The organism is Nonomuraea sp. CX421 (assembly GCF_059358955.1).
Map to the genome: position 1 here is coordinate 245,417 of NZ_JCADBK010000006.1, position 26,958 is coordinate 272,374.

At 71.0% G+C, this 26,958-nt stretch carries 21 protein-coding genes and 1 other RNA gene; 10 read left to right on the forward strand and 12 right to left on the reverse strand.

The window, feature by feature from the left end; all coding sequences use genetic code 11:
* Positions 1-57 precede the first annotated feature (57 nt).
* A complete protein-coding gene (locus AC5L3X_RS14310) occupies positions 58-1,407 on the reverse strand; it encodes a sensor histidine kinase (protein ID WP_494857391.1) in 1,350 nt (449 codons plus the stop codon).
* Positions 1,408-1,564: 157 nt separating this feature from the next.
* Here AC5L3X_RS14310 and AC5L3X_RS14315 point away from each other — a divergent pair, with 157 nt between their 5' ends.
* Genes AC5L3X_RS14315 through AC5L3X_RS14325 form a run of 3 tightly spaced genes read left to right on the forward strand, consistent with a single transcriptional unit; the run spans position 1,565 to position 5,298 of the window.
* Complete coding sequence (locus AC5L3X_RS14315; RefSeq protein WP_494857392.1) at positions 1,565-2,758, forward strand: acyl-CoA dehydrogenase family protein; 1,194 nt, start codon at positions 1,565-1,567, stop codon at positions 2,756-2,758.
* Positions 2,755-3,804 (forward strand): acyl-CoA dehydrogenase family protein, encoded by a 1,050-nt coding sequence (locus AC5L3X_RS14320; RefSeq protein WP_494857393.1) that lies wholly within the window; start codon positions 2,755-2,757, stop codon positions 3,802-3,804. The genes AC5L3X_RS14315 and AC5L3X_RS14320 overlap by 4 nt, the downstream gene beginning before the upstream one ends.
* The gene (locus AC5L3X_RS14325) at positions 3,805-5,298 is read left to right on the forward strand and encodes an AMP-binding protein (RefSeq protein ID WP_494857394.1); all 1,494 of its coding nucleotides are present in this window, start codon (positions 3,805-3,807) and stop codon (positions 5,296-5,298) included.
* Positions 5,299-5,358: 60 nt separating this feature from the next.
* On the opposite strand, the gene AC5L3X_RS14330 is transcribed toward AC5L3X_RS14325, so the two are convergent.
* Together AC5L3X_RS14330 and AC5L3X_RS14335 are read right to left on the reverse strand one after the other, a co-directional pair.
* Positions 5,359-6,327, reverse strand: coding sequence for a helix-turn-helix transcriptional regulator (locus AC5L3X_RS14330; RefSeq protein ID WP_494857395.1), 969 nt, complete (start codon positions 6,325-6,327; stop codon positions 5,359-5,361).
* 62 nt (positions 6,328-6,389) lie between these two features.
* On the reverse strand, positions 6,390-7,823 hold the full coding sequence (locus AC5L3X_RS14335; protein ID WP_494857396.1) for an Nramp family divalent metal transporter: 1,434 nt from the start codon (positions 7,821-7,823) through the stop codon (positions 6,390-6,392).
* A 145-nt stretch (positions 7,824-7,968) separates the two neighbouring features.
* Here AC5L3X_RS14335 and AC5L3X_RS14340 point away from each other — a divergent pair, with 145 nt between their 5' ends.
* On the forward strand, positions 7,969-9,165 hold the full coding sequence (locus AC5L3X_RS14340; RefSeq protein ID WP_494857397.1) for an RNA-guided endonuclease InsQ/TnpB family protein: 1,197 nt from the start codon (positions 7,969-7,971) through the stop codon (positions 9,163-9,165).
* 74 nt (positions 9,166-9,239) lie between these two features.
* Here the strand turns inward: AC5L3X_RS14340 and AC5L3X_RS14345 are convergent, their stop codons facing one another.
* The 4 genes from AC5L3X_RS14345 to AC5L3X_RS14360 form a co-directional block, all read right to left on the reverse strand.
* Positions 9,240-10,016 carry a GNAT family N-acetyltransferase gene (locus AC5L3X_RS14345; protein ID WP_494857398.1) on the reverse strand — a complete coding sequence of 259 codons (777 nt, stop codon included), beginning with the start codon at positions 10,014-10,016 and terminating at the stop codon, positions 9,240-9,242.
* 10 nt (positions 10,017-10,026) lie between these two features.
* Entirely contained in the window at positions 10,027-11,103 is a 1,077-nt protein-coding gene (locus AC5L3X_RS14350) for a M20 family metallopeptidase (RefSeq protein ID WP_494857399.1), read from the reverse strand.
* Positions 11,100-12,128, reverse strand: a complete 1,029-nt coding sequence (locus AC5L3X_RS14355; RefSeq protein WP_494857400.1) for a dipeptidase — start codon at positions 12,126-12,128, stop codon at positions 11,100-11,102. Before AC5L3X_RS14355 ends, AC5L3X_RS14350 begins: the two co-directional genes overlap by 4 nt.
* Positions 12,129-12,203: 75 nt before the next feature.
* Entirely contained in the window at positions 12,204-13,655 is a 1,452-nt protein-coding gene (locus AC5L3X_RS14360; protein WP_494857401.1) for a flavin-containing monooxygenase, read from the reverse strand.
* Between the two features lie 124 nt (positions 13,656-13,779).
* On the opposite strand from AC5L3X_RS14360, the gene AC5L3X_RS14365 reads away from it, so the two are divergent.
* The 4 genes from AC5L3X_RS14365 to rnpB all read left to right on the forward strand — a co-directional run bounded on the left by AC5L3X_RS14365 (position 13,780) and on the right by rnpB (position 17,099).
* The gene (locus tag AC5L3X_RS14365; RefSeq protein WP_494857402.1) at positions 13,780-14,580 is read left to right on the forward strand and encodes a Nif3-like dinuclear metal center hexameric protein; all 801 of its coding nucleotides are present in this window, start codon (positions 13,780-13,782) and stop codon (positions 14,578-14,580) included.
* 2 nt (positions 14,581-14,582) lie between these two features.
* Entirely contained in the window at positions 14,583-15,323 is a 741-nt protein-coding gene (locus AC5L3X_RS14370) for a zinc ribbon domain-containing protein (RefSeq protein WP_494857403.1), read from the forward strand.
* Entirely contained in the window at positions 15,320-16,537 is a 1,218-nt protein-coding gene (locus tag AC5L3X_RS14375; protein ID WP_494857404.1) for a bifunctional RNase H/acid phosphatase, read from the forward strand. Before AC5L3X_RS14370 ends, AC5L3X_RS14375 begins: the two co-directional genes overlap by 4 nt.
* Before the next feature lie 171 nt (positions 16,538-16,708).
* Positions 16,709-17,099, forward strand: an RNA gene (gene rnpB / locus AC5L3X_RS14380) — RNase P RNA component class A.
* 552 nt (positions 17,100-17,651) lie between these two features.
* Here rnpB and AC5L3X_RS14385 read toward each other — a convergent pair.
* From AC5L3X_RS14385 to AC5L3X_RS14405, 5 genes are all read right to left on the reverse strand, one after another.
* Positions 17,652-19,889 (reverse strand): SulP family inorganic anion transporter, encoded by a 2,238-nt coding sequence (locus AC5L3X_RS14385; protein WP_494857405.1) that lies wholly within the window; start codon positions 19,887-19,889, stop codon positions 17,652-17,654.
* 69 nt (positions 19,890-19,958) lie between these two features.
* The gene (locus AC5L3X_RS14390) at positions 19,959-21,392 is read right to left on the reverse strand and encodes a hypothetical protein (RefSeq protein ID WP_494857406.1); all 1,434 of its coding nucleotides are present in this window, start codon (positions 21,390-21,392) and stop codon (positions 19,959-19,961) included.
* Positions 21,393-21,575: 183 nt separating this feature from the next.
* Positions 21,576-22,079: a YbhB/YbcL family Raf kinase inhibitor-like protein gene (locus tag AC5L3X_RS14395; protein WP_225263287.1), complete on the reverse strand. Its 504-nt coding sequence runs from the start codon at positions 22,077-22,079 to the stop codon at positions 21,576-21,578.
* 718 nt (positions 22,080-22,797) lie between these two features.
* Complete coding sequence (locus AC5L3X_RS14400; RefSeq protein WP_494857407.1) at positions 22,798-23,610, reverse strand: ABC transporter permease; 813 nt, start codon at positions 23,608-23,610, stop codon at positions 22,798-22,800.
* Positions 23,607-24,569, reverse strand: a complete 963-nt coding sequence (locus tag AC5L3X_RS14405) for an ATP-binding cassette domain-containing protein (RefSeq protein ID WP_494857408.1) — start codon at positions 24,567-24,569, stop codon at positions 23,607-23,609. The genes AC5L3X_RS14400 and AC5L3X_RS14405 overlap by 4 nt, the downstream gene beginning before the upstream one ends.
* Positions 24,570-24,719: 150 nt before the next feature.
* On the opposite strand from AC5L3X_RS14405, the gene AC5L3X_RS14410 reads away from it, so the two are divergent.
* Together AC5L3X_RS14410 and AC5L3X_RS14415 are read left to right on the forward strand one after the other, a co-directional pair.
* The gene (locus AC5L3X_RS14410; RefSeq protein ID WP_494857409.1) at positions 24,720-25,241 is read left to right on the forward strand and encodes a PH domain-containing protein; all 522 of its coding nucleotides are present in this window, start codon (positions 24,720-24,722) and stop codon (positions 25,239-25,241) included.
* The gene (locus AC5L3X_RS14415; RefSeq protein WP_494857410.1) at positions 25,238-26,881 is read left to right on the forward strand and encodes a PH domain-containing protein; all 1,644 of its coding nucleotides are present in this window, start codon (positions 25,238-25,240) and stop codon (positions 26,879-26,881) included. The genes AC5L3X_RS14410 and AC5L3X_RS14415 overlap by 4 nt, the downstream gene beginning before the upstream one ends.
* The last annotated feature ends 77 nt before the right edge of the window (positions 26,882-26,958 follow it).

Consider the following 26,958-nt stretch of genomic DNA (forward strand, 5'->3'; position numbering starts at 1 on the left):
CTTTAACCAGTGAGCAGGACGATCAGTAGGACAAATCGGGCGCCGGGTATCGGAGTATCACCCGGGCGGCTTCTCCGGGAGCGGCAACTGCAGGACGAAGCGGGCGCCGTAGTCGGAATCCTCGATGGTGAGCGTCCCGTGGTGCGCCGCCGCGATCTCCCTGGCGATGGGCAGCCCCAGCCCGGTGCCGCCGGCGTCGCGGCTGCGCGAGGCGTCCAGCCGGGTGAAGCGCTGGAAGACGAGCTCGCGCTGGTCGGGCGTGATGCCGGCGCCGTCGTCGAGGACCTCGACATAGGCCGTGTCCCTGGAACGCCGCACCGCGACGATGATCGTGGACTCGGCGTGCCGCTCGGCATTGTCGAGCAGGTTCGTCAGCAGGCGGGTCAGCTGCAGCCGGTCGCCCGAGATGGTCACGCCGGGATGCAGGGTGGTGATGATCTTCTTCGAGCGTGGCCTGGCCGTCTCCGCCGAGACCAGCTCCGACAGGTCGATCGGCTGGTGGGCCGTGGGGGCGCCCGCCTCAAGCCTGGCCAGGGCCAGCAGGTCGGCAACGAGGGCCTGGAGCCGGTCCAGGCTGGCCACCAGGGCTCGCCCGGTCTCCTCCCAGTCGGTGTCGGCGGGATACAGCAGGGCCTCCTCGATCTGGGTGCGCATCGCGGTGATGGGGCTGCGCAGGTCGTGCGAGGCGTCCGACACGAACCTGCGCTGTTGCGTCACCGCGTCCTGCAGCCGGTCGAGGGTCTGGTTGACGGTACGCGCCAGCTCCCGGATCTCGTCCGCGTTGCGCGGGATCCGTACCCGTTTGCCCGGGTCGGTGGCGGTGATCTCGGCCAGTTCGGCGCGGATCCCGTCCACCGGGGCGAGCGTCTTGGCCACCACCCGCGAGACGCCGAACCGGGTCAGCAGCACCATCACCACCGTGAAACCGGCGAGGGAGCCGATCAGCACCGGATGGACGTACCACGGCACCTCCTCCACCACGGAGTAGACGAGCCAGTCACCGTCGTCCTGGTACGCCCGGAAGATGGCCATGTAGTGGCAGTCGCCGGGCAGCTCCGGCAGGTCGCAGGTGATCAGTGTGCGGCTGGCGGTGTTCACCGGCTTCAGGTCGCTGATCCGGGGCTTGCCGGCCAGGTTGGCGGTCGAGGCCATCACCTGTCCTCGGGCGTTGAGCACTTGGATCGCGTCCACGTCTGGCTCGCTGATCACGGTGGGCAGCTCGCCGCGTTCGAGATGGTGCACCGTGCGCAGCGCGGCGCTCGACGCCGAGGCGCTGCGCCACTCGGCGGCGGTGTGCTGCGCCGTGTACAGCACGAGCACGCTGAGCAGGGTCCAGAGGACCGCCGCGGCGACGCCGGCCCACAGGGTCAGCCGTGCCCGGATGGAGCTCCCGAACCGTGTGATCACACCTTTCCTCCCGGTAATCAGATGATCACACTAGGTTGTCGTGACTCTAATTAGCGGAGATTCGGCTCCAAATTCGGATAAAACGCCCAGAACAACGCTCTATGCGGGTCGTGGCCAGGTGGTTAGAGTAAGTGAACACTGATGCCAAGGAGACGATGTGAACCTTGACGTGAACCAAGGCGTGGACCTCGCTGAGTATCGGCGGACCGCCAGGACGTGGCTGGAAGCCAACGCCAGGGCGGACGACGCCCAGGAGGCGGACGGCATCGCCCGCGCCAAGGAATTCATGGCCAGGCTTTACGACGCCGGATACTCCGGCATCACCTGGCCGGCGCGGTGGGGCGGCCAGGGCCTGACCCAGGCCGAGGAACGCGCCTTCGCCGCCGAGTCGCGCGACTTCACCCTGCCCACGTACGTCTTCTCCATCGGCCTCGGCATGACGGGACCGACCCTGGTCGACCGCGGCACCGACGCGCAGCGCGAGCGCTTCGTCCGGCCGCTGCTGCGCGGCGAGGAGATCTGGTGCCAGCTCTTCTCCGAGCCGGGCGCGGGCAGCGACGTCGCCAGCCTCCAGACCAGGGCCGTGCGTGATGGCGACGACTGGGTGGTCAACGGGCAGAAGGTGTGGACCTCGGTGGCCCACCACGCCGACTGGGGCCTGCTGCTGGCCCGCACCGACGTCGACGTGCCCAAGCACAAGGGCCTGACCATGTTCGTGGTGAACATGCGGCATCCGGGGGTGACGGTCCGGCCGCTCAAGGACATGTCGGGCAGGGCCAACTTCAACGAGATCTTCTTCGACGACGTCACGATCCCCGACGAGCACCGGGTCGGCGAGGTGAACGACGGCTGGAGCGTCGCGGTCACCACCCTGCTGCACGAGCGGCTGTCGATCTCGTCCGGCGTCGGCATGGGCACCAGGAGGGACGACCCGACCGCCCTCGACGGGCTGCGCCGGCTGGTCGACACCACCGACCCGCTGGTCCGCGACGAGCTCGTCGAGCTGCACATCCGGTCCCGGGCGCTGGCCCTGTTCAACCAGCGCCTGGCCCAGGAGACCAAGGCCGGCGTGTTCCCCGGCGCCCGTGGCAGCGCCGCCAAACTGCTGCTCGCCGAGCTGACCATGTACCAGGCCGACCTCGCGACCCGGCTGGCCGGCCCGTCCGCGGTCGTCGGCGAGGACAACCCGCTGTCCCAGGCCATCTCCCTGGCGCCCGGCATGGCGCTCGGCGGTGGCACCAACGAGATCATGCGCAACATCGTCGGGGACCGGGTGCTCAACCTGCCGCCCGAGCCGCGCGTGGACAAGACCGTGCCGTTCAAGGACCTGAAGGTGGGGACCCAGGCGTGAACCTCGTACTCAGCCCGGAGCAGCAGGAGCTCCGCGACACCGTCCGTTCGTTCCTGGGCACGGTGTCGCCGCTGCCCAAGGTCCGCGAGGGCTACGACCCGGACGTCTACACCCGCCTCAACGGCGAGCTGGGCCTGTCCGGCCTGATCGTCCCCGAGGAGTACGGCGGCTCCGGCGCCGGCTTCGCCGAGCTGGCCGTGGTGCTCACCGAGACGGGCGCGGCGTTGCTGCCCGGCCCCTTCCTGGCCACCACGTTCGCCGCGATCGCGCTCACCCGCGTGCCCGACAAGGAGCTGCTGACCGGCATCGCCGAGGGCCGCGTCGTGGCCACCCTCGCCCAGCCCGCCGGAGACGACGGCCTGGCCGCCGAGAGCGCCGACGGCGGTGTGGCCGTGCGCGGCACGCTGGCCCAGGTGCTCGGCGGCATGGAGGCCGGCGTGCTGCTGGTGCCCGCGCGCACCAGTGACGGCATGGTCCTGGTGGCCGTCGACCTGACCGGCGAGGGCGTCACCCGCACGCCGCTGGAGACGCTCGACATCACCCGCGGCCAGGCGCGGATCGAGCTCGACGGGGCGCGCGGCCGGGTGCTCGGGGCGTCGCCCCAGGACGACGGCATCGGCGACCGGCTGGCCGTGGCGCTGGCCGCCGAGCAGCTCGGCGTGCTGCGCGCCTCGCTCGACTCCATCGTCGCCTACGCCAAGATCCGCGTCGCCTTCGGCCGCTACATCGGCTCCTACCAGGGCGTCAAGCACAAGCTCGCGGACATGCACTGCAAGCTGGAGCAGGCCGAGTCCATCGTCCGCTTCGCCGCCTGGGCCGCCGACGAGTCGCCCGAGGAGCTGCCCGCCGCCGCCGCGCTCGCCCAGGCGTACGTCGGCCGGGCCTGTTTCGAGGTGGCCCGCGACCACCTCCTGCTGCACGGCGGCATCGGCTTCACCTGGGAGCACGACGCGCACCTGTTCTACAAGCGGGCCAAGACCGACGAGGTGCTGCTCGGCCCGCCCCGGATCCATCGCGCCCGCCTCGCCGACCTCCTGGAGCTGTGAATGGACGTCAAACAGTTGCCCGGCTTCTACGCGATCGCGGCCGCCGACCCCGGCCGCCTCGCGGTGATCGACACCGACGGCTCCGAGACGACCTACGGAGAGCTGCTCGCCAGGGTCAACCAGGTGTCCCACGGCCTGCGGGCCCGCGGGCTCGGCAACGGTGACGTGGTGGCCGGGGTGCTGCCGAACGGCATCGACGCGGTGGTCATGCTGATGGCGACCGGCCAGGTGGGCATGTACTACGTGCCGATCAACTGGCACCTCACCGAGCCGGAGATCTCCTACATCCTGAGCGACTGCGACGCCAAGGTCGTCGTCGTCCACGAGCCCCACGCGAAGGTCGTGCCCACCGCCGACGTGGGCACCGGCGCGCTCGCCGAGGGGCAGCCCGACACCGCGCCCGCCGACCGTTCCTCGGGGGCGGTCATGTGGTACACCTCCGGCACCACCGGCTTCCCCAAGGGCGTGCAGCGGCCGCTGCCCGGCACCGAGCCCGAGGCGATCGCCCCGCTGTACGCGTGGTTCTTCGGCGAGGTGGTCGACCTGGTGCCCGGCGACGAGGTGCACCTGGTGACCTCGCCGATGTACCACTCGGCGCCCTGCGCGCACACGCAGTTCGCGCTGCACTTCGGCCACACGGTGGTGATCACGCCCAGGTTCGAGCCGGTCAACATCCTGGAGCTGATCGAGCGCCACCGGGTGACCAACGCGATGATGGTGCCGACCATGTTCCACCGGATGCTGCAACTGCCCGAGGAGGTCAGGAACAGGTACGACCTGTCCAGCCTGCGGCAGGTCATCCACACCGGCGCCGCCTGCCCGGTCGCGGTCAAGCAGGGGATCATGGACTGGTGGGGGCCGGTGCTGTACGAGTACTACGGTTCCACCGAGTCCACGATCGCCTTCTCGGTCAAGCCGCACGACTGGCTGGCCCGCCCCGGCACCGTCGGCAAGCCGGCGCCCATGTTCGAGGCCAAGATCCTCGACGAGAAGGGCGACGAGCTGCCCGCGGGCGAGCCGGGCATGATCTACGTCAAGTCCGGCCTCGGCACCTTCGAGTACCGCAAGGACCCCGCCAAGACGGCGGCCAGCATGCGCGGCGAGTGGTACGCCCCCGGTGACATCGGCTACATGGACGAGGACGGCTTCCTGTTCCTCTGCGACCGGCGCACCGACCTGATCGTCTCGGGCGGGGTCAACATCTACCCCGCCGAGATCGAGGCGGCGCTGCTGGAGCACCCGGCGGTCGCCGACGTGGCCGTCATCGGGGTGCCCGACGAGGAGTGGGGCCACAACGTGGTCGCGCTCGTGCAGCCGGTCGAGGGCGTCGAGGCGGGCCCCGAGCTCACCGCCGCGCTCCTGGAGCACTGCGCGCCACGCATCGCCAGGTTCAAGCATCCGAGGGTGATCGAGTACCGCGACGAGCTGCCCCGGACCCCCACGGGCAAGCTGTCGCGCTCGAAGGTCAGGCAGGAGTATCTGGACGCGATGTGAGCACCGCCTCGCGGAACGGCGGCGCGGCGCCGGCCGCCTGCCGTTCCGCGTCCAGGCCGGTCACGTGGGCCGGTGGGAGCCGCCGGCCGCCCTTCGGAAGCGTTCCGACAGTCTCAGCACGGCCTCGGCCAGCTCGGGCGAGTCGAGCACCTCGAAGTCGACGCCGAGAAGCCCCATCCAGGCCGCCATCTCGTCGGGGTCGTCGCCGCCGCCCCTGATGAGGCAGGTGGAGTCGTCCACCGGCTCCAGCTCCAGCCCCTGCGGCAGGTGGCTCATCCGCTCGATCGGCGCGTGCAGCAACACCGTCGCGCGGTAGCGCCACATCGCCGTGTTGACGCCCTTCTCCACGTACGCGGCCACGTCGCCGTCGCCGGGCAGCTCGCGCGGCGCGAAACGCGGCCCCGACGGCGTGCGCGGCCTGATCCGGTCGACCCGGAACGTCCGCCAGTCCTTTCGCTCGACGTCGTAGCCGACCAGATACCAGCGGCCCCGCCGGTGCACCAGCCGGTGCGGCTCCACGTCGCGCGCCCCGGTGGAGCCGTCGTGCCCCGTGTAGTCGAAACGCAGCCGCTCGTGGTCGCGGGCCGAGACGGCGATCGCCGTGAGCACCCCGGGCGACACGGACGGCGCCTTGCCGGGGATCTGCACGGTGTAGGTGTTGAGCGCGTTGATCCGGCTCCGCAGCCGCGACGGCAGCACCTGCTCCAGCTTGGCCAGGGCGCGCACCGAGCTCTCCTCGATGCCCTCGACGCCGCCGCCCGTGGCCCGGCCCAGGCCGACCGCGACCGCCACGGCCTCCTCGTCGTCGAGCAGCAGCGGTGGCAGGGCCGCCCCGGCGCCCAGCCGGTAGCCGCCCGCGACGCCGGGCGTGGCGTGCACGGGGTAGCCCAGGCTGCGCAGCCGTTCGACGTCGTTGCGGATCGTCCTAGTCGAGACCCCGAGCCGCTCGGACAGCTCCGGGCCTGACCAGTCACGGTGCGCCTGGAGCAGGGAGAGCAGCTTAAGGAGACGGGCGGAGGTGTCCAGCATGCCGTTCAGTCTGCCCGGTATCGCGGAAGAAAAGGTTCCGCGATCTGCCTGGGCCGCGCTCACTAGCCGCCGAACAGCCGCTCCGCCTGCTGGATCACGGTCAGCACGGTCAGCGAGCCGAAGAAGGCGACCGACCAGACCAGCGCGCCGAGCCGGAAGGTCCGCACCCTGATGGCGTCGGGTAACGCCCGCCGGTTGAGCACGATCAGCAGGATCGAGTAGACGAACATCATCACCGCCGCGAAGCTCGCCGAGAGCACGAGCAGCAGGAGCGGCTGGTCGAAGCCGAGCAGCAGGATCGTGACGCCGGTCAGCGTCATGACCCACACCACGACGAAGTAGATCCGGTTCTCCGAGACGGCCCGGTCGCGCAGGTAGATCGTCTTGATCGTGTCGGCGGCCAGCCGGGAGCTGTAGTCGACGATGCCCATGGCCGAGGCGAACAGCGCCAGCGCCCCGATCACCCAGAACAGCACGCCGAACCAGGGCCCGACCACCGTCCGCAGCGTCTCGCCCTCGACCTGGAGGAAGCCGATGCCGTTGGCCAGGCCCGGCTTACCGAACACCGTGGAGTAGGCGAGCATCGACATCAGCGCGATCGTCACGAACGACACCAGCGCGAACGTCACCGCCTGCTCGACGTTGGCGAAGCGCCACCACTGCCGCCAGCGGGCCAGGTTCTCGGGGGTCGGCGCGAACTGGAAGCCGGTCGAGGGCGCCGCCTCCTCGTGCCCGGTGACCGGGCTGACCAGGCGCGGGATGTACAGGCCCATGCCGAAGCCCTTGTCGCGGATCCAGTTGCTCTGGCACAGGTTCTGCCCGCCGCCTGCGCCGGCGTACGCGATCGCGCCCATGAGCAGCGCGAACTCCAGCGCCGGCACCGGTAACTCGGCGCCGACGGTGAGCCCCCTGCCCAGCTCGACCCAGCTCTCGGCGGTGATGGCGAACACGATCGCGATCACCACGAGCGTGAGCACCAGGCCGATCTTCACGAAGATCACCCGCTCCAGCGCGGTGTAGATGACGGGCGCCATGGTCAGCCCGAGGGCGATGACCATCAGCATGCCGATCGCGATCCACCGCACGCTGCCCTCGCCGCTGCCGGTGAGGTAGGTGACCATGGTGGCCGACGTCGTCACCCACCCCGGCCACAGGTTGGAGGCCAGCGCCATCAGCACGAAGACGAGCCCCCAGTGCCTCCATAACCGGCTGAAACCGGTCAGCGCGGTCTCGCCCGTGGCCAGCGTGTAGCGCTCGATCTCCATGTTGAGAAACCACTGGGTGATGATCCCGATCGCCGCGCCCCAGATGAAGACCAGCCCCACCTGGGAGGCGATGTACGGCCAGAGGATGAACTCACCCGACGCCAGTCCGACGCCGGCGCCGACCAGGCCGGGGCCGATGACGCGCCAGCGGGACCGGGGAGGCTCGGGCAGGTCGCGGACGGCGACGGCAGGCAGGACTCGTGCGGGAACGGTGGGAGTGAAGTCCGTCATGCGGATCTCCTTGTTCGGCTCGCCGTACGCGTCACCAAGCACCTACAGCGTGGATGCCCCGTCCTTCAGGGCCGGGAGGAAACGCGGAACGGTCGCGCACTTGTGTCTCCCGTTTGTGTCGGTGGTGATCGGTAGATTGGTCGGCGTGTCCCGCTTCCGGCTTCAGCCCTCGCCTGCCCAGGAGGCGGCGTTGCTGGAGCATTGCGGGCACGCGCGGTTCGTGTGGAACCTGGCCGTGGAACAGCACGCCCACTGGAAGCCGGGCCGTAAGTCCGCGCCGGGGTTCGCCGAGCAGTGCCGCCAGCTGACGCAGGCGCGGGCGGCGAATGAGTGGCTGCGAGCAGGGTCGATCATCGTTCAGCAGCAGGCGCTCAAGGACTTCGCTCAGGCGATGGCGAACTTCTTCGGCAAGACCCACAAGCGTCCGGTGTGGCGCAGGCGGGGGCGGGGCGAAGGGTTTCGAATCGTCGCCGTGAAGGCCGATGACGTCCGCCGGTTTTCTCGCAAGGTGGGCGGGGTGCGGATCCCGAAGGTGGGGTGGGTGCGTTTTCGCTGGTCTCGCACTGTCCCCGAAGGCGTGAAGTCCTACCGGGTGACCCGCGACCGGGCAGGCCGCTGGCATGTCGCCTTCGCTGTGATCCCCGGACCGGTGCCGGCACCCGGCACGGGTGAGGTGGTCGGCGTGGACCGGGGTATCGCTGTGTCGGCCGCCTTGTCCACGGGCGAGATGCTGAACGTGCCCGGCCTGCGCGATGCCGAGAGGGCGCGCATGCTGCGGCTTTTGCGCAAGCTGGCAAGGGCTGAGCGGGGGTCGAACCGGCGGGGGAAGGTCAGGGCGGCCATCGCGAAGCTGAAGGTGCGCGAGGTCGACCGGCGCAAGGACTGGATCGAGAAGACCAGCACCGGCCTGGCCCGGCGTTTCGACGTGATCGCCGTCGAGGACCTGAAGATCGGCGGCATGACCCGTTCGGCGCGCGGCACCGTCGAAGCGCCAGGACGTAGGGTTCGCCAGAAGGCGGGCCTCAACCGGGGCATCCTCGCCGCCGGGTGGGGCCTTCTGGTGGAACGCCTGGAACACAAGGCTCCTGGCCGCGTCCAGAAGATCAGCCCGCGCTTCACGTCGCAGACCTGCAACGCCTGCGGGCACCGCGCGGCCGAGTCGAGAGAGAGCCAATCTCGATTCCGCTGCGTCGCCTGCGGACATCAGGCGCACGCCGATGTGAACGCGGCGAGGAACGTACGCGACACGGCCGCGGGGCATGCGGTCGCTGCGCGGGGAGGCTCGCCATGGGGCGGGCCGGTGAACCGCGAACCTCAACGCGACCTCCTCCTCGTGGGGTAGTTGCCGTTGGAATCCCCCGCCTTCAGACGGGGGAGGATGTCAAATTACCGAGATCCTTGACGATGGTGAATCATTCAGTTAATCACCACATATTCACCATTCGCCGTGAATCCGGCCACCTGTGATCCCCGTACCATCAGCCCGCCGAGCACCTCCCGCAGCGCCAGCCGCCACGCCCGGCCCGCGCCGGGATCGGCCCGGCGCAGCGACTCGATGTCCGGCGGCGTCGCGACCAGCACCACCGCGCCGTCCACCCGCCCGATCACCGGCCGCCCGCCCTGCACGCTCACCCCCACCGTGTACGGCTCGCGCGGCGGCTCCTCCGGCCGCTCCGTCAGCCGCCAGAGCGCGAGCAGCCGGTCGGACTCGTCGCCCTCGTTGATCGCGTCGCCCATGACGCCGTAGAAGTTCGGCAGGTACTCGACCGGCCGGGCACCCAGCTTGGTCAGGTTGAACCGGGCGTTCCTGCGCACCAGCGGATCGAACGTCCAGCTGATCTCGGTCAGCCCCCGCTCCAGGCACCAGGCGCGCTGGTGCAGCTTGAGCGCGAGGCCGATGCCCCGCCCGATCGAGGCGCCCGTGACGTGCGAGTGGAGGGTGGTGCCGTCGGCCCGGAAGCCGACCGACGCCCCCACGAGCGTGCCCCGCTCGAAGGCCCCGGCCACGTAGCCGCCCGCGTGGGCGAACCCCACCATCAACTCCACCGTCACCGGCGGATTGCCCGGATCGGGATGCCAGATGTCGTCGAACAGCCGGTAGACCTGCACGAACTCACCGATCTCGTGCAGCTCGCGGATCGTCACCCCGGCCTTCGCGGCCGCCTCGCCGGCGGCCTCGTGCGCGGTCCTCACGTTCGACCCTCTACCCCGCGGACCCGTGACGGACCGCTTCGACCAGCGCCCGCAGCAGCGCAGTGCGGTGGGGCAGCTCGGACACGATCACGTGCTCGTGGTCGGCGTGCGCGCCGCCCCCGACCGCGCCGAGCCCGTCGAGCGTCGGGCAGCCGGCCCCGGCGGTGAAGTTGCCGTCGGAGGCGCCGCCCACCGCGGCCGAGGTCAGCGGCGCCAGCCCCAGACCGGCCGCCAGCTCCTGGGCCAGCGCGTACAGGCCGGCCGACATGGTCTCCTCCAGCGGCGGCCGGTTGGGGCCGCCGCGCACCTCCAGCCGGGTGCCCGGCACGGCCGGCCGCAGCGCGCGCATCGCCGCGTCGACCCGCCGCTGCTCGGCCACCGAGCCGGCCCGCACGTCCACGCCCACCGTCGCCTCGGCGGGCACCGTGTTGAGCGTGGTGCCGCCGGACAGCACCGTCGGCGTCACCGTGGTGTCGCCCGACCCCAGGGTGGCCACGGCCAGGATCTGGTGGGCCAGCTCCACCCCCGCGTTGGCGCCGTTCTCGGGTTCGAGCCCGGCGTGCGCGGCCTTCCCGTACACCTGGAGGGTGTAGAGAGAGGTGCCCTTGCGCGCGGTCTTGAGCGCGCCGCCGTCGGCGCTGGCCTCCATCACGAACGCCGCGAGCGCCCCGCGCGCGGCCTCCTGGATGAGCCCGGCCGAGGTGGGCGAGCCGACCTCCTCGTCGCCGGTGATCAGCACGCTGACGCCGTCGAGCGAACCGAGCCCGGCCAGCGCGTGGAACGTCTGCACGAGCCCGGCCTTCATGTCGAACACGCCGGGACCGCGCGCCACCCCGTCGCGCACCGACCACGGGTGGGTGAGCAGCGAGCCGATCGGCCACACGGTGTCGTGGTGGCCCAGCAGCAGCACCCGGGGCGTGCCGAACGTCCAGCGCAGGTGCGTCACGCCGTCGATCACGATGAACTCGGGCTGGACGCCCAGGTGGCGGGCTCCCAGGTCGGCCACGACCTTGGCACTGCGCGCCACCGCCTCCAGATCGCTGGAGAACGACTCGCAGGAGACGAGCTCCTCCAAATCGGCGATCATGCCAGCCGCTCGCCGAGGAAGCGGCGCACGTTGGCGCCGATGATCTTCTCGACGTCCTTCTCCGGGACGCCGCGCCCGAGCAGCCCCTCGGTCACCATGGGCAGGCCCGCCGGCCCCTCCAGGCCGGGGACGGCCGACCTCGGGTCGACGCCCCTGGTGTTGACGTCCTCGCAGCAGGGCGGGGTCAGGTCCGCCATCACCTCACGGATGAAGTCGGGGCCGAGGCCGACGTGGTCGACGCCGGCCACCTCGGCGACGTGCTCGATGTGGTCGAGCAGCCGGTCGAGGGTCCTGTCCTCCTCACGCTCGGCGAGGAACGGCGCGAAGAAGTTCACGCACACCACGCCGCCCGTCGCGGCCACGCCGCGCAGTTGGTCGTCGGTGAGGTTGCGGTGGTGGTCGCGCAGTGCGCGGGCCGAGGAGTGGGTGGCCATGACCGGTTGAGTGGCCAGCTCCAGCACGTGCTCCACGCCGGACGCGCCCAGGTGGGAGATGTCGAAGACGACGCCGAGCCGCTCCATCTCGCGTAGCGCGGCCACGCCGTGCGAGGTGAGGCCGCTGCCGGTGGCGTCCTCGCCGCTGCCGTCGGCTAGCGGGGTGCGGCCCCAGTGCGCGATCGAGGCGATGCGGACGCCCAGCCGATGGACGGTCGAGATCAGCTCCACGCTCGCGTCCAGGCCCGGCATGCTCTCCAGGGCGATGACCAGCGCGATCCGGCCCGCCTCCAGCGCCTGGTCGATGTCGGACGCGTCGAGGCAGATCCGCACGTGCTCGGCGTTGCCCTCGGCCAGCACGTGCGCGCACTCGATCATGCGCAGCGTCTGCCTGAGGGCCCCCTCCGGGAGGTACTGGTCGTCGATGAAGACCGGCAGCACCTGAAGATTGACCCCGCCCTCGACCAACTGGGGCAGCCAGCGCTCGCGGAAGAACGAGGCCCACTGCTCCGGCGGCCGGGCGGAGACCGCCATCAGCAGATCGTTGTGGGTGTCGGCCACGACAGCGCGCCGGTGCAGAGGAGTCGTCATGCGCTGGACGCTACCGCCCGGCGCCTGCCCGCTCCAATGGCGGAGCGCACGAAGTCCCGGCCCCCGGTTGGGCGGTCACACCGGCCGGTAGGCCCGCCGGGGCGGCAGCGCCGTCAGCCTGCGATAGAGCGGGGTGGGCCCGGGCCAGTTGTTCGTGACCCGTCCCTCGGCCGTCTTGTACCAGCTCTGGCAGCCGTTGCCCCACACCATGCGGGACATCGCCGCGTCGATCTGCCTGGTCCACGCCGCCATCGCCTCGGGCCGCACCTCCATCGGGCCCAGCGTGGAGATGTACGGCAGGCAGGCCATGATGTGGTTCACCTGACACTCGATCATGAAGATGATCGAGTTGTGCCCCAGGTTGGTGTTGGGCCCGTAGAGCAGGTACAGATTGGGGAAGTTCGGCACCGAGATGCCCAGGTAGGCCTCCGCGCCGCCGCTCCACTGCTCGGCGAGGTCACGGTCCTGACGGCCGGAGACCTTGATCGGGGCGACGAACTCGGTGGTCTTGAAGCCGGTGGCGTAGATGATGGTGTCGACCTCGCGCAGGGACTCGGTGGTCTCGACGCCCCGAGGGGTGATCCGGACGAGTTTCTCCGTCACCACGTCCACGTTCGGCCTGGTCAGCGCGGGATAGAAGGTGCTGTCGATGACCACTCGCTTGCAGCCCGGCGGGTAGTCGGGGGTCAGCTTGGCCCGCAGGGCGGGGTCCGGCACCTGGTCGCGCAGGTGCCGCAGCGCCCGTTGCTTCAGCAGCCCCACGCTCCAGCCCTGGGCGAGGGCCGGGTAGAGGGTCGCCTCGGCGTACCGGTAGATCCACTCGCGGTAGGCGCGCTGGAGGCCGGGGACGTAGTGGAAGGCGAGCCGGGTGAGCGGGCCGAACGTCGCGTCGGGCTTGGGGATGACCCAGTTCGGGGTGCGCTGGAAGACGCTCAGGTGCTCGACCTGCGGGGCGATGCGGGGGATGAACTGCGCGGCGGACGAGCCGTTGCCGATGACGGCCACCCGCCTGCCCGTGAGGTCGTGGTCGTGGTTCCAGCGGGCGGAGTGGAAGCTCGTACCCTCAAAGTCTGACATTCCGGGGATGTCGGGTAAGTGGGGCCGGTTGAGCTGGCCCACGCTCATGACCACCATGTCGAACGACTCGGTGAGAGGCTCCGCGCCGGGCGTCGGGGCCGCTGTGGTGACCTGCCACTCGGCACCGTCGAAGACGGCGCTCACCACCGCACTGTTGAAGCGGATTTTTCGCCTGACGTCGTATTTATCGGCGCAGTGCGCTAAGTAGCCGAGGATCTCCGGCTGTTCGGGGTAACGACGGGTCCAACTGCCGTACTTCTCGAAGGAGTACGAGTAGAGGTGCGAGGGGATGTCGCACCCCGCGCCCGGATAGCTGTTGTCGCGCCAGGTGCCGCCCAGGTCGCCGGCCTTCTCGAACACCGTGTAGGAGTCGATCCCGGCCCGTTCGAGCTGGATCGCCATGCACAGCCCGCCGAATCCGGCTCCGACGATCGCGACCTTGGGTGCCATGCCGTCCTCCCAGCTGTCAGGATTCACTTACAGTACGCCGAACCATGTTCGGGCAACAGCCCCCGCTCCATGCGCCGACCACGCCTTTCCGGCCGCCGACCGATAGTCTGCGCAGGTGGTCGCTGTGACGCTGGCAGATGTGATCAAGAAGCTCGAGAGGGCCTATCCGCCCGGCCGGGCCGAGTCGTGGGACGCGGTGGGCCTGGTCTGCGGTGACCCGGCCCAGCCGGTGCGGCGGGTGCTGTTCGCCGTCGACCCCGTCTCGATCGTCGTGGAGGAGGCCGTCGAGTGGGGCGCCGACCTGATCGTCGTCCATCACCCGCTCTACCTGCGCGGCACCACGACCGTCGCCGCCGACACCCCCAAGGGCCGGATCGTCCACACACTGATCAAGCACGACATCGCCCTCTACACCGCCCACACCAACGCCGACGTGGCCAACCCGGGCGTGTCCGACGCGCTGGCCCGCGCCGTGGGGCTGGTCGGCGACCTGGTGCCGCTCCAGCCGTTCCCCGACGACCCATGGCGCGGCCTGGGCCGCGTCGGCGAACTGCCCGAGGAGACCACGCTGGAGCGGTTCGCCCTGCGGGCCGCGGCCGGGCTGCCGAAGACCGCCTGGGGCATCCGCGTCGCGGGCGACCCGGCCCGCCGCGTCTTCCGGGTGGCCGTCAGCGGAGGAGCGGGCGACTCGCTGCTCGGCGCCGCCCGCGCCGCCGGGGTCGACGTGTTCCTCACCGCCGACCTTCGCCACCACCCGGCCAGCGAGTTCGCCGAGGAGGGCGGGCCCGCCCTGATCGACGCCGCCCACTGGGCCACCGAGTGGCCCTGGCTGGCCGGCGCCGCGTCCATCCTGGACACGAGTGGCGTTACCGTTGAGACACGCGTCTCCGCCGCGGTCACCGATGCTTGGACAAGAGGATATTGATCATGAAAGCCGCCCCTGAGATCCAGAAGCGACTGCTCGACCTGGCTGAGCTCGACTCCGTGATCGACCGGCTGGCCCACCGCCGCCGCACCCTGCCTGAGCACGCCGAGATCGACGAGTCGTCGAAGCGCTACGCCAAGCTCGCCACCGAGGTGATCGAGGCCGAGACCGAGGCCGGCGACCTGGCGCGCGAGCAGACCAAGGCCGAGAGCGACGTCGACGCCGTCCGCCTCCGCGCCGATCGCGACCAGAAGCGGCTCGACTCCGGCGCCGTGACCTCGCCCAAGGACCTCGCCGGCCTCCAGTCCGAGATCGTCTCCCTGAACAAGCGCCAGGGTGACCTCGAAGAGGTCGTGCTGGAGATCATGGAGCGCCGCGAGGCCGCCGACGCCAAGGTCGCCGACCTGCGCGGGCGGCGCGACGAGGTCGCCGCCGCCCGCGACACCGCCGCGGACCGCCGTGACGCCGCGCTCGCCGAGATCGACAAGGAGGCGGCCGAGGCCGAGGGCCGCCGCACCGCCGTCGCCACCGACATCCCCGCCGACCTGCTGGGGCTCTACCAGAAGCTCAAGGGCCAGTACGGCGTGGGCGCCGCGATGCTGCGCGGCGGCCGGTGCCAGGGCTGCAAGGTGGCGCTGTCCATCGCCGAGATGAACCACATCAAGTCCGCGCCCCACGACGACGTGCTCCGCTGCGAAGAATGCCGCCGCATTCTTGTCCGCACCGCGGAGTCCGGCCTGTGACGTCCTACGTCATCGAGGCCGACGGCGGCTCACGCGGCAACCCGGGCCCCGCCGGCTACGGCGCGGTCGTCAAGGACGCCACCGGCGGCCAGGTGCTGGCCGAGGCCGCCGAGGCGATCGGCGTCACGACCAACAACGTGGCCGAGTACCGCGGGCTGATCGCCGGGCTCCGTGCCGTGCTCGACGTGGGCGGCGAGGGCGCCTCCGTGGCGGTCCGGATGGACTCCAAGCTGGTCGTCGAGCAGATGGCCGGCCGCTGGAAGATCAAGAACGAGGGCCTGCGCCCGCTCGCGCTGGAGGCCGGCCAACTGGCCAGGCGGCTGCGGGTGACCGAGTGGACCTGGATCCCCCGCCACCTCAACTCCCACGCCGACCGCCTGGCCAACGAGGCCATGGACGCGGCGGCCAAGGGCCTGCACTGGAAGGCGGGCGGATCCACCGACTCCGCGACGCCTCCCGCCCTCGTGGAGCAGACCGACCTGCTCGACGTGGCGGGCGTCTCCGAGGTCTCGGCCCCGGCCGCCTCGGTGGCCACCACCCAGCAGCGCGCCAAGGCCACCGTCACCGCCAAGGGCGCCGGCTGGGCGCCCCCGGCGCGGGTGGCGACGTCGCTGCTGCTGCTCAGGCACGGCGAGACGCCGCTGTCGGTGGAGCGCAGGTTCTCCGGTCTGGGTGACGCCGAGCTGACGCCCAACGGCCTGGCGCAGGCTTCGGCCGCCGCCGCCAGGCTGTCCCGCGAGCCGTACGAGATCGATGTGATCGTCAGCTCTCCCCTCAGGCGAGCCGTGCAGACCGCGGAGGCGGTCGCACACCGCACGGGCCTGCCGGTGCTGGTGGACGAAGAGCTCAGGGAGGCCGACTTCGGCGCCTGGGAGGGCCACACGTTCACCGAGGTCCAGCGCCGCTGGCCCGGCGAGCTCGCCGCGTGGTTCGCCGACCCCGACGCCGCGCCCCCCGACGGCGAGAGTTTCGGCGTCGTGGCCCGCCGGGTCCAGCGGGCCGGCGAACGGCTGCTCGACCAGTACGAAGGCAAGACCATCCTGGCGGTCTCGCACGTGACGCCCATCAAGATGCTGCTGCGGTTCGCCCTGAAGGCGCCGCCGGAGGCGCTCTACCGCATGCACCTCGACCTGGCCTGCCTGTCCTTGATCGAGCACTATTCCGACGGGCAGAGCGTGGTCAAGTCCTTCAACGACACTTCCCACCTGCACTGACACCGACGCGGCGGCGGCGCTCCGTGCCGGTCGCGCCGGATGCCGCCAGAGGCACCCGGCGCGACCGCCGTTCGCCACCGTCCCCCTCAGGCGATGACACCGCCCATTCCACCGGCTTCGTCTTGTCGCCGAGTTGGAGATCGCTTGCGATGCGATACCCTTCGGAGCGGACGAGTCGGCCGGGCGACCGCGTCGGGCCCGTAAAGGCCCGCCGAGGAAGGTCCGGGCTCCACAGGGCAGGGTGGTCGGCAACACCGACCCGGGGTGACCCGCGGGACAGTGCCACAGAAAGCAGACCGCCTTCCGCTCACGCGGGAGGTAAGGGTGAAAGGGTGGTGTAAGAGACCACCAGCGCCCACGGTGACGTGGGCGGCTCGGTAAACCCCACCCGGAGCAAGGTCAAGAAGGGACGCTCTCCGGAGCGTTCCGCGCGCGGCGCCTGAGGGCTGCCCGCCCGAGCCGCGCGGGTAGACCGCTTGAGGCCGCCGGCAACGACGGCCCTAGATGGATGGTCGCCCCTTCACACGAAGGACAGAACCCGGCCTACAGGCCGACTCGTCCCTTTCTTCGTCCCGGACGCGCGTCCGGCGCTCGCGTCATCGAGCCGGAGGCTCCGATATGACTCTGGAGGCGACCGCCACGAGCCACGCACAGCCCCCGAGGCATGCGAACTGGAAGACCAACAGAACCACGACCAGCCACCTAGCAGAGACGAACAGATCAATGCCGGCACTGGTGACAAGGGCCAGCGACATCAGACAGCAGCCCTTCGCATACAGGCGCCGCTTCCAGGGCACGGGGGAGCCTGCGCGCCGCTTCGGGGCGTGCGCGGATCATCTCTGCCAGTTGCCTGGCCGCGCGGCGGCAACCGGTAGGCCGGCGGTACCTGGGGTGCGCATCGACCCGTCCGGGACCGGTTCGGGTTCCCGGGTGACACCGAGACGAGGGGCGGAGGCGTCCAGCACCTCCGCCCCTCTCGGCCCCTGGGAGTGTGGACCGCCGCCACGCGAGGCGAAGTGGGGACCAAGGCGACCTCGCGGGCACCGACGACGCTAGTCGCGCCCCGCCGCCCGGTCTGCGGACGATTACGCAGAACGGAGGGATCCGTCCGCCGTCAGATCTTCACCGCGAGCGTGGGCGGCAGCGGCGGAACCATGTGCACCCGCGCCGCGCCGATGTCGAAGTAGAGCCCCACCAACTGCAGCCGCCCGTCACGCACCTGCTCGTCGACCTTCCGGTACGTGCGGAGGTTCTCCAACTGCTGCTGTACGTTGACCCGGCAGAGCTGGTCGAGCGCCCTGGCGTCCAGCGGCTCCTCCGCGCTCTCGATGAACCTGGCCAGGCTGTGGTGCCCGTGCCGCAGCCAGCGCCGCAGCCCCGGCAGACTGCCCGCCTTGACGCCGCCGCTGAGCAGCCCGGCCATCGCTCCGCAGCCGGAGTGGCCGCACACCGTGATCGTGTGGACGCTCAGCACCTGGGTCGCGTACTCGATCGCCGCCGCCATCGAGTCGTCGTGCGGCTCGGCGCCCCGGCGTGGCACCAGGTTGCCGATGTTGCGCACCGTGAACAGGTCACCCGGGCCGCTCGCGGTGATGAGACTGGGCACGACCCGCGAGTCGGCGCACGTGATGAACAGGTGCGACGGCTGCTGCTTGCGGGCCAGCTCGGTGAAGATGGGGCGCACCAGCGGAGCCGTACGCCGGTGGAACTCCCGGGCGCCGGCCGTCAGCTGGCACTCGACGCTGGCGGGGCGGCCGTGAGGGGGCGGGGACACGCCGTGAGTGGGCGGGGACGCATGGCGCGCGGGACGGTGGTTGCGGTGGGCCCAGGGCAGCCATGAGCGGTCGGGCGCCTTGGGCAGGCTCTTGGCGGAGTAGGTGCGGGCGCCGCTGGCCGCCAGCGCGTACCACTCGTCGTGCACCTCGTCGATGTCGACCGTGCCGCCGAGCCGCTCATGGCCGAGCCGCCAGGAGTGGATGGCCTCGAACGCGGCGTTGTCCATGAAGTCGATGTTCAGGTCGAGGTCGACGGCCGCGCCCTCGGGGATGGCCCGCAGCTCGTGGGTGAGCCGGGGCACGCCGAGGAAGGTGAGCGACCCGCAGATCGTCGCGTGCCAGCGCCCGTCCGGCATCTCGTGGATCTTGACCGTGACCCAGGTCAGCCGCCGGAGCGCGAGCAGCGCGGCCAGCGCCAGCCCGGCCAGCACGCCCTCGGCCAGCCCCAGCAGGATCACCGCCGCCATCGTCGCCACGTAGACCGGGACCTCGCCGTGACCGTGCACCTTGCGGACGTGGCCCAGGTTGACCATCTGCACGCCGATGAAGACCAGCAGCGCCGCCAGCGCCTCGACGGGGATCAGTTTGATCGTCCAGCCGAAGCCGAGCGCGAACACCAGCACCCAGGTGCCGTGCAGGATCGTCGACCACCGGCTGCGTGCCCCCGCCTGCACGTTGGCGGTGCTGCGCACGATCACGCCGGCCAGCGGCAACCCGCCCAGCGCCCCGCTCACCATGTTGGCCACGCCCTGCCCGGTGAGCTCCTGGTCGAGGTCGGCGCGCGGGCCGGTGTGCATGCCGTCGACCGCGACCGAGCAGAGCAGCGACTCGACCCCGGCGAGCAGCGCGACCAGCAGCACGGCCGCCACGACGTGTTCCCAGTCGCCCTGCGGCACCACGGGGAACTGCCAGTCGCCGAGGGTGCCCGACAGGTCGATGCGGGTGACGTCCCACTGGAAGACGTAGGCGGTGACAGCGGCCACGAGCAGCGCCGCGAGCGGCGCGGGCACCACCTTGACCCGTTTGGGGAGCCGGGTCCACAACGCCAGCACCGCGATCGTGAGCAGGCCCACCGCGACCGTGTGACCGTGCATCTCGGCCAGCTGCGCGGGCAGCTCCATGATGTTGGCCAGCGCCGAACGCTGCGAGCTGCCGCCCAGCACGACGTGCAGCTGGGAGAGCGCGATGACCACGCCCACGCCCGCCAGCATGCCGTGGACCACGGCGGGGGAGACGGCCAGCGCCGCTCTCGCGGCCCTGAACACGCCCAGCACGAGTTGTACGGCCCCGGCCAGCAGCGTGATCATGCAGGTGGCCCGCCAGCCGTACGTCTGGACGAGATCCGCCACCACCAGGGACAGACCCGCCGCGGGCCCGCTCACCTGTACGGCTGAGCCGCCGAGCGCGCCGGCGACGATGCCACCCACCACCGCGGCGATCAGCCCGGCGGCCAGGGGTGCGCCCGACGCCATCGAGATGCCCAGTGACAGGGGCACCGCGATCAGGAAGACCACCAGCGAGGCGGGCACGTCGTACCTGAGCGTGCTCAGCACGCGACTCTGTGTGACGCCGACCATGCGCCAAACACTAACGCCCGACGGGCCGCCCCTTAAGAGGTCATCGCGCGGGTTTTACGCAATCAAGGGTCAGCGGTAGTAGTCGGGGAAATCTTGCTCGGGTGTCCGCTGGCCGTTGCCGTGCCGGGCGGCGTGGCCCACCTCGGTCGTCGGGCCGTACATCTCGTTGTAGTTGGGCCAGCCGGCGTTGGCCGGAGATTCCTCCGGCCAGGCGGCCTGGGAGGTGGTGAAGTCGCCCGTCTCGTACGCGATGGACTGGGCGGGCGGCGGTGCCGACAGCACGTCGTCATAGGCCGAGACCGTCCTGGCGGGCCGGGTCGGGGTGCCGGTGGCGGGGGAGGGCCCGGTGACCGCCTCGGAGTCGTCGGCCACGGCCCAGCCGGACCGCACCTCGTAGGACGACGGGTAGGGGACGGCGGCGGGCTGCTGGGGCTCGAAGGCGGGCCAGGAGCCGCTGGGGCCGGGGGTGGGGTCGTCGAGGATGTCGGGCGAGGCGGTCGCCGGCCAGGAGCCCGAGGTGGTCGAGGCGGGCGGGGCCGGCCAGGCGGGGCCGGCGCTGAGCTGATCGCTCGCGCCGTTGTAGGCGGGGAACGGGTCACTGGTCGGCGCGCCGTGGATGGGGGCCGCGGGCGTGACCGGGAACGAGCCGGTGTTGGCGGGGGAGAACATGCCGCCGGCCGGTGTGGACAGCGAGCCGCTGCTCCCGGCCGCCGGGAACGACCCGCTGGAGGCGCCGCTCCCCGTGGCGGGGAACGAACCGCTCGGCGTGGACGGCGACCCGGCGGACGCGTGGGAGACGGAGTGCGGGGCGGGCACGGACTTGGCGCCCGCGCCCAGGATGCTCATCACGTCGGCCGTGGGCGCGGAGAACGTCACCGTGCGCTGGTCGGCCAGCTCGGAGGCCGCGACGGCGGGCCGCTGCACGGGCTCCACCAGGTCGGCCAGCCCGGCCGAGGCGGCCGCGGGGACGGGCCGCTGGGGGAGGGGCGCCTGGACGGTCGCCGCGTGCGGGTCGACCGCCGCGGCGGCGGCCTGCCGCCGCGCGGGCCGCTCACGCTCGGCGGGACGTGGGTGCTCGGAGGCCGGCTGCTCACGCTCGACGGGACGCGAGGCGCCCTTGCGTGCCGCGACCGTGCCCCCGGCGCCGAAGCCGCCCTCGGTCGCGTCGCTGCGGATGTTGGCCCAGAACTCCTCGTCCTCGTCGTCGGAGCTCGGGTTGCCCCACTCGTCGACGCCACGCTTGCCCCGCTGACCGGTGCGGACCGGTTTGGGCTTGGGTTCGTCGATGGGGCTGAAGTCGGGGCTGAAGTTGTTCATCCGTGGTTCGTGAGCGGCGAACTCGTCAGTCGACCGAGTATGAGTCATCTCCTCCTTCTCGGCCATCTGCTTCAGCCGCTCCGGCGGGAGCGAACTCTCCCGTCGGTTCATAGAACGCATGCCCAGTGCCACGACGACGAGCACGAGGAGCACGACAGCGACCAAGCTGATGACGACCGCGATCATTGCACCACCCTCAAAGCCATGGCCTCCCTGTGGCACCGGTGAGATCGCGCGGCCATCGACGCGATCTGCCCCCTTTGATCACCAGTACCTAACAATTGGATCTGATTCTGTCGGACCACTACGAGTGTTGTCACACCCTAAGCGAAGAATTGGTAACGATTACTACCCGTAGTGTTTGGGATCTCACTCGGTGTGGATTGCCGTGAGGCGGCCGTGAGCGATGGTCTGGTCCGCGATCTCCTTCAAGACCGCAGAGAGGGGGGCGCCCTCCTGGGCCTTGACCTTGTCGCTCAATGTGTAGACGGAGAACCGGTAGCTGCCTTTGGGGTCGCACGGGGGCTCGTAACCGGCCTTGCCGCTGGTCACCTTGGCCTGGCTGGAGCCGTCCGGGACGTCGGCCGCCGCGTCGGGCCCGAGCTCCGTCGTGGTCGCCGGGATGTTGTAGAGCACCCAGTGCACGTTGGACTCGGACGGTGAGAGGGAGTCGACCACGATCGCGACGGACTTCGCCGTGGGCAACGGTCCGCTGGACCAGCGCAGCGGCGGGCTGCCCTGGGTGCCGTTGCAGGTGTAGCGGCGCGGCAGCGGCTCGCCGTCGCGCAGGTCCGGGCTCGACACGTTGATCTCGGCGATCTCCTTGGCCTCTGACTTGCCGATGAGGATGCCGCAGCCCGACAAGGCGAGCATGATCGCCACCCCTGTCACAATGACAGCGATGCGTCTCACACGTCCAGCCGTGTTACACAGCCCCATGCCGGATGATGCTACGCGTGTATCGGCGGTGCGCCGACCTTTTCGGGAGGCTCGGTGGTCGATAACGATACGAAATCGGACACCTGGCAGGGGATAGACAGGGTGAGCTTGGACACAAGTGTGACCCCCCACATCTTCCGGACGTGCAGGGGCTGTCGAAATGGGTGATTGGCGAAGATCGCCCCATAATGCCGCCTAGTCGCTGTGACCTGCCGCTTCGTGGCGCAGTGATCATCGGGGCGGTCGAGGGGGCGATGGCGTGGTCACCTGTCCGCCGGTCCGGCGGGGGCGGACTCCGAGAAAGCCGGTGCGCCAGGTGGCCCATCTGCCCGACAGCGCCTGGACGCCGCGCGCCCCCGGCCGGGCAGCGCGGGCCGGCGGCATCCGGACAGCGACCGGCGGCCCTACCCGAGACTCCTCGGGCACGGCCGCCGGTGCTGCGCGTCCGCACGAAGTGCCGTGCCCGCCCGAGGCCCGCCAGGCGGCGTGGGCGTGGTGATCACAGGTGCTCCCGCCGGGCGGCGGCCCTCGCGCGGCGCCGGCCGCGGCCGGCCGCCGGCGCGATCGGCTCCGCACTCACGACTCGCGGCGCTGTGACCGAGCCTGCCCCTGTGCGGCGCGGTCACCGGCCGGCCGGGCGGCCGGGGTGTGGTCAGACGTGCTTGCGGAAGACCCTGATGGCCAGCGGCGCGAACACCAGGACGAAGCCCGCGGACCAGAGCAGCGACACCAGCGCGGGATCGGCGACCTCGCCGCCGATCAGCAACCCGCGGATCGCGTCGGCCAGATGGGTCACCGGGTTGACGTCGGACCAGGCCTTCAGCCAGCCCGGGAAGGTGTCGGACGGCACCAGCGCGCTGCTGGTGAAGGTCAGCGGCATCATCGCCGAGAAGGCGATCATCTGCACCTTCTCGGGGTTGGATGCCTTGAGCCCGATGAGGACCGACATCCACGACATGGCCAGCGCCACCACCACGAGCAGAGCCAGCGCGCCGACCAGGCCGACCACGCTGGTCGTCACCCGGAAACCGAGCACCATGCCGAACCCGACCAGCAGCGCGAACGCCCACACCTGCTTGAACGTGTCGGCGATGATGCGCCCGGCCAGCGGCGCGACGCGGGCGATCGGCAGGCTGCGCAACCGGTCGAACACGCCCTTGGTGATGTCGGTGTTGAGCCCGATCGCCGTGGACAGCGTGTAGAACAGCGCGTTCTGCACCAGCAGGCCCGGCAGCGCGAACTGCAGGTAGTCGCCCGTCGAGCCGGAGATCGCGCCGCCGAACACGTAGGTGAACAGCAGCAGGAACATGATCGGCTGGATGCTGAGGTCGAGCAGCTCCCACGGATTGTGCTTGATCTGCACCAGGCTCCGCCACGCCAGCGTGAACGTCTGCTGGATGGTCGCTCCGAGCCCCACCCGTCTGCTCACCGCCGACGGCGGGACGAGCGTCGTCACGGCGGTCATACGAGAACCTCCTCCTGGTCGGCGGGCTCCTCGGCGCGGTGCCCGGTCAGGCTGAGGAACACCTCGTCAAGGCTGGACTTGCGCAGCGTCAGCTCGGAGGCCACGACGCCGAGGTCGTCGAGGCGGCGGACGACGGCCGGCACCACCGCGGGGTCGTAGACCGCGGCCGTGACCTTGCCACCCGACAGCTCGGGCTCCTCGTCGATGACGTCGGTGACCACCTTGGCCACCAGCTCCAGCTGCTGCGCGTCGAGCGGGCGCACCTCCAGCACCTGGGCGCCGGTGGTCGCCTTGAGCTCGTCGGACGTGCCCGACGCGATCACCCTGCCGTGGTCGAACACCACGATGTCGTCGGCCAGTTGGTCGGCCTCCTCCAGGTATTGGGTGGTCAGCAGGACCGTCACCCCGTCGGCCATCAGCCCCCGGACCACGCCCCACAGCTCGGTGCGGCTGCGCGGGTCGAGACCGGTGGTCGGCTCGTCGAGGAACAGCACCTGCGGCCTGCCGACCAGGCTCGCCGCCAGGTCGAGCCGCCGGCGCATGCCGCCCGAGTAGGTCTTGGTCGCGCGGCCGCCCGCGTCGGCGAGGTCGAACCGCTCCAGCAGCGCCTTGGCCCGCTGCCGCGACTCACTCCTGGACAGGCCAAGCAGGCGCCCGATCATCACCAGGTTTTCGACCCCGGTGAGCATTTCGTCCACCGCGGCGTACTGCCCGGTGAGCCCGATCAGTGATCGGACCTGATGAGCCTGGCGTAAGACGTCGAACCCGAGCACCGAGGCGCTACCCGCGTCGGGGCTGAGCAAGGTCGCCAAGATGCGCACCGCTGTGGTCTTGCCGGCTCCATTGGGCCCGAGCACCCCCAGCAGCCTGCCGGGTGGCACGGCCAGGTCGACGCCGTCGAGCGCCCTGGTCTCGCCATAGTGCTTCACCAGGCCCTCGGCCTGAATCGCATAGCGCATACCGTCGTCCCTTCGTATCAGTGACCCCCACTCTCCACGACGGCACCGACAATTTCGGAGCCGTGGCGGCGCCGCCGAGAGCAACTTCGGAGTCGCGGCGGCGCCGGGGAGAGATCGCCCCTGCGTGCCGGGCACCATAGGCTGGGATTTGTGACGTCAAATGGTCCACTGCGCGACCCGGCGCACCGCGTCTCGCCCAAGGCCGTGCGGCTCTGGCTGCTGGAGGCTCTGATCGCCTTCGTGCTGCTGATCGGTGGTTCCGTGCTGGCCGGGGGATGGGTCAGCGGCAGCGGCTGGGACTGGGTGCCCGACTGGTTCGAGGGCCGCTGGTGGCTGCTGCCCCTGGCGGTCGCGGTGCTGACGACCCCGTTCCTGGTGGCGGAGCCGTTCGTGCGCTATGCCGTACATCGGTGGGAGCTGTCCGGTGACGTCGTCTACGCCCGGTCGGGGTTTCTGACCAGGGAATGGGTGTTCGTGCCGGTGAGCCGCATCCAGACCGTCGACAAGGCGCAGGGCTGGATGGAGCGGATGCTCGGGCTGGCGACCCTGGAGATCCGCACCGCGTCCCACGCGGGCTCCTCGACCATCAACGGGCTCGACTACGTGGTCGCGGCGGGGCTGGCCGAGCAGCTCGCGCACCGCGCCGAAGCACTGCGGGACGACGCCACGTGACCGGCCCCTCCCAGCCTCCCACCCCACCGCCGCCTCACGACCCGGCGCACCGGCCCCCGCCCGCCTGGTACGGCCCGCCACAGGGGCCGCAGGGCCCCACGGCGCCGGGAGGGCCGCACGTTCCGGACCCGGGTGATGACGGTCCCGTTCCGGGCCTGGCGGGGTTGCCGCTGCGGCTGAGCCCGAGGGTGCTGCTCATCGACCCGGTTCGGATGCTGCCGTCGCTGCTGCTCCCGTTCGTCGGGCTGCTGCTCGCCGGGGGCTTCTCCGGCACCTCGTACGGCTTCGCCGCGCTCGGCCTGTTCGGCACCGTGATCTTCGCCGTCATCAGGTGGGTCACGTTCAGCTACCAGATCGTGCACGACCGGCTGGAGATCAAACGCTCGCTCATCAGCCGCTCCGTCCGCACCATCCCACTGGAACGCGTACGCGGCGTCGATGTGTCCACCCCGCCCATGCACCGCCTGCTGGGCCTGGCCGTGCTCAAGATAGACACCGGGGCGAGCGGCGGCGAGGAGGAGGGCAAGCTCGACGGCGTCACCCTGGGCGAGGCCGAACGCCTCAAGGTCGTCCTGCTGCGCCGCGCCCACGCGACGCGGGAGCAGGGCCCGCGGACCGAGGAGTCCGCTGGCCCCGCCGCGCCGGCCGAGCACACCGTCATCGGCGTGCCCCGCAGATGGCTCCTGTACGGCCCGCTGTCCGGCGCCTACCTGCTGACCCCGTTCGCCCTGGTGGGCGGCGCCATCGGGCTGGCGTTCCAGTGGGGCAACGAGCTCGGCTTCGGCAGGGACACCGCCTGGACGGTCGGCCAGTGGCTCTGGGACCGCCCCTACCTGCTGCTGGTGGCGGTGCTGCTGCTCGTGGCGGCCATGCCGTTCGTGGGCGGTCTCATGTACGCGGTGTTCAACTGGGACTTCCGGCTCAAGCGGCGTGACGGCTACCTGGTGGCCGAGCGCGGGCTGATCAACCGGCGCAGCGTCTCGCTGGAGCGCAGACGGGTACGCGGCTACGAGATCGTCGACGGACTCGTCGAACGGTGGGCCGGGGTCGCCCGTGCCTGGGCCATCGTGACCGGCCTCGGCGACTCGTCCACACGGGGCCAGCTCCTGCCGGACGTGCCGCGCGCCGTCGCCTTCCAGGTGGTCGCGGACGCCATCGGTCCCTACCAGGCGACCCTGCGCCCGCATCCCCCGGTGGCCCGCAACCGGCGCCTCTTCCGCGCCGTGTTCCCGTGGCTCGCGCTCACCGCCGTCACCGGCCTGGCCGCGCTGCTCACCGGGAGCCTGTTCTGGTGGATCCTCCTGGTGCTCGCCCTGATCCTGGCGGGCCTCGGCGTCCCGCTAGGCCTCGACCGCTACCGCTCGCTGGGGCACGGCTTCGACGGTCACCGTCTCTCGGTCCGCTCAGGCTCCCTGCGACGGGTGCAGGCCGTGGTCGAACGACGCGCCGTGGTCGGCTGGCGCGTCAGGCAGACCTGGTTCCAGCGCCGGGCCGGCGTCTTCACGCTCATCGCCGGCGTGGGGGCGGGCAAGGGCGGTTACTCCGCGTACGACGTCTCGCGCGCGCAGGCCGTGGACTTCCCCGTCGAGGTCACCCCCGACTGGCTGGCTCCCTTCATCGAGGGCTCCAACGCCCCGTAGTCGCCGTCACCCGATCGTGAACGGGCCGGTCATTGCCTCGCCGACGCGGGGCACCGGACCTCGTCGATGCCGGGGCG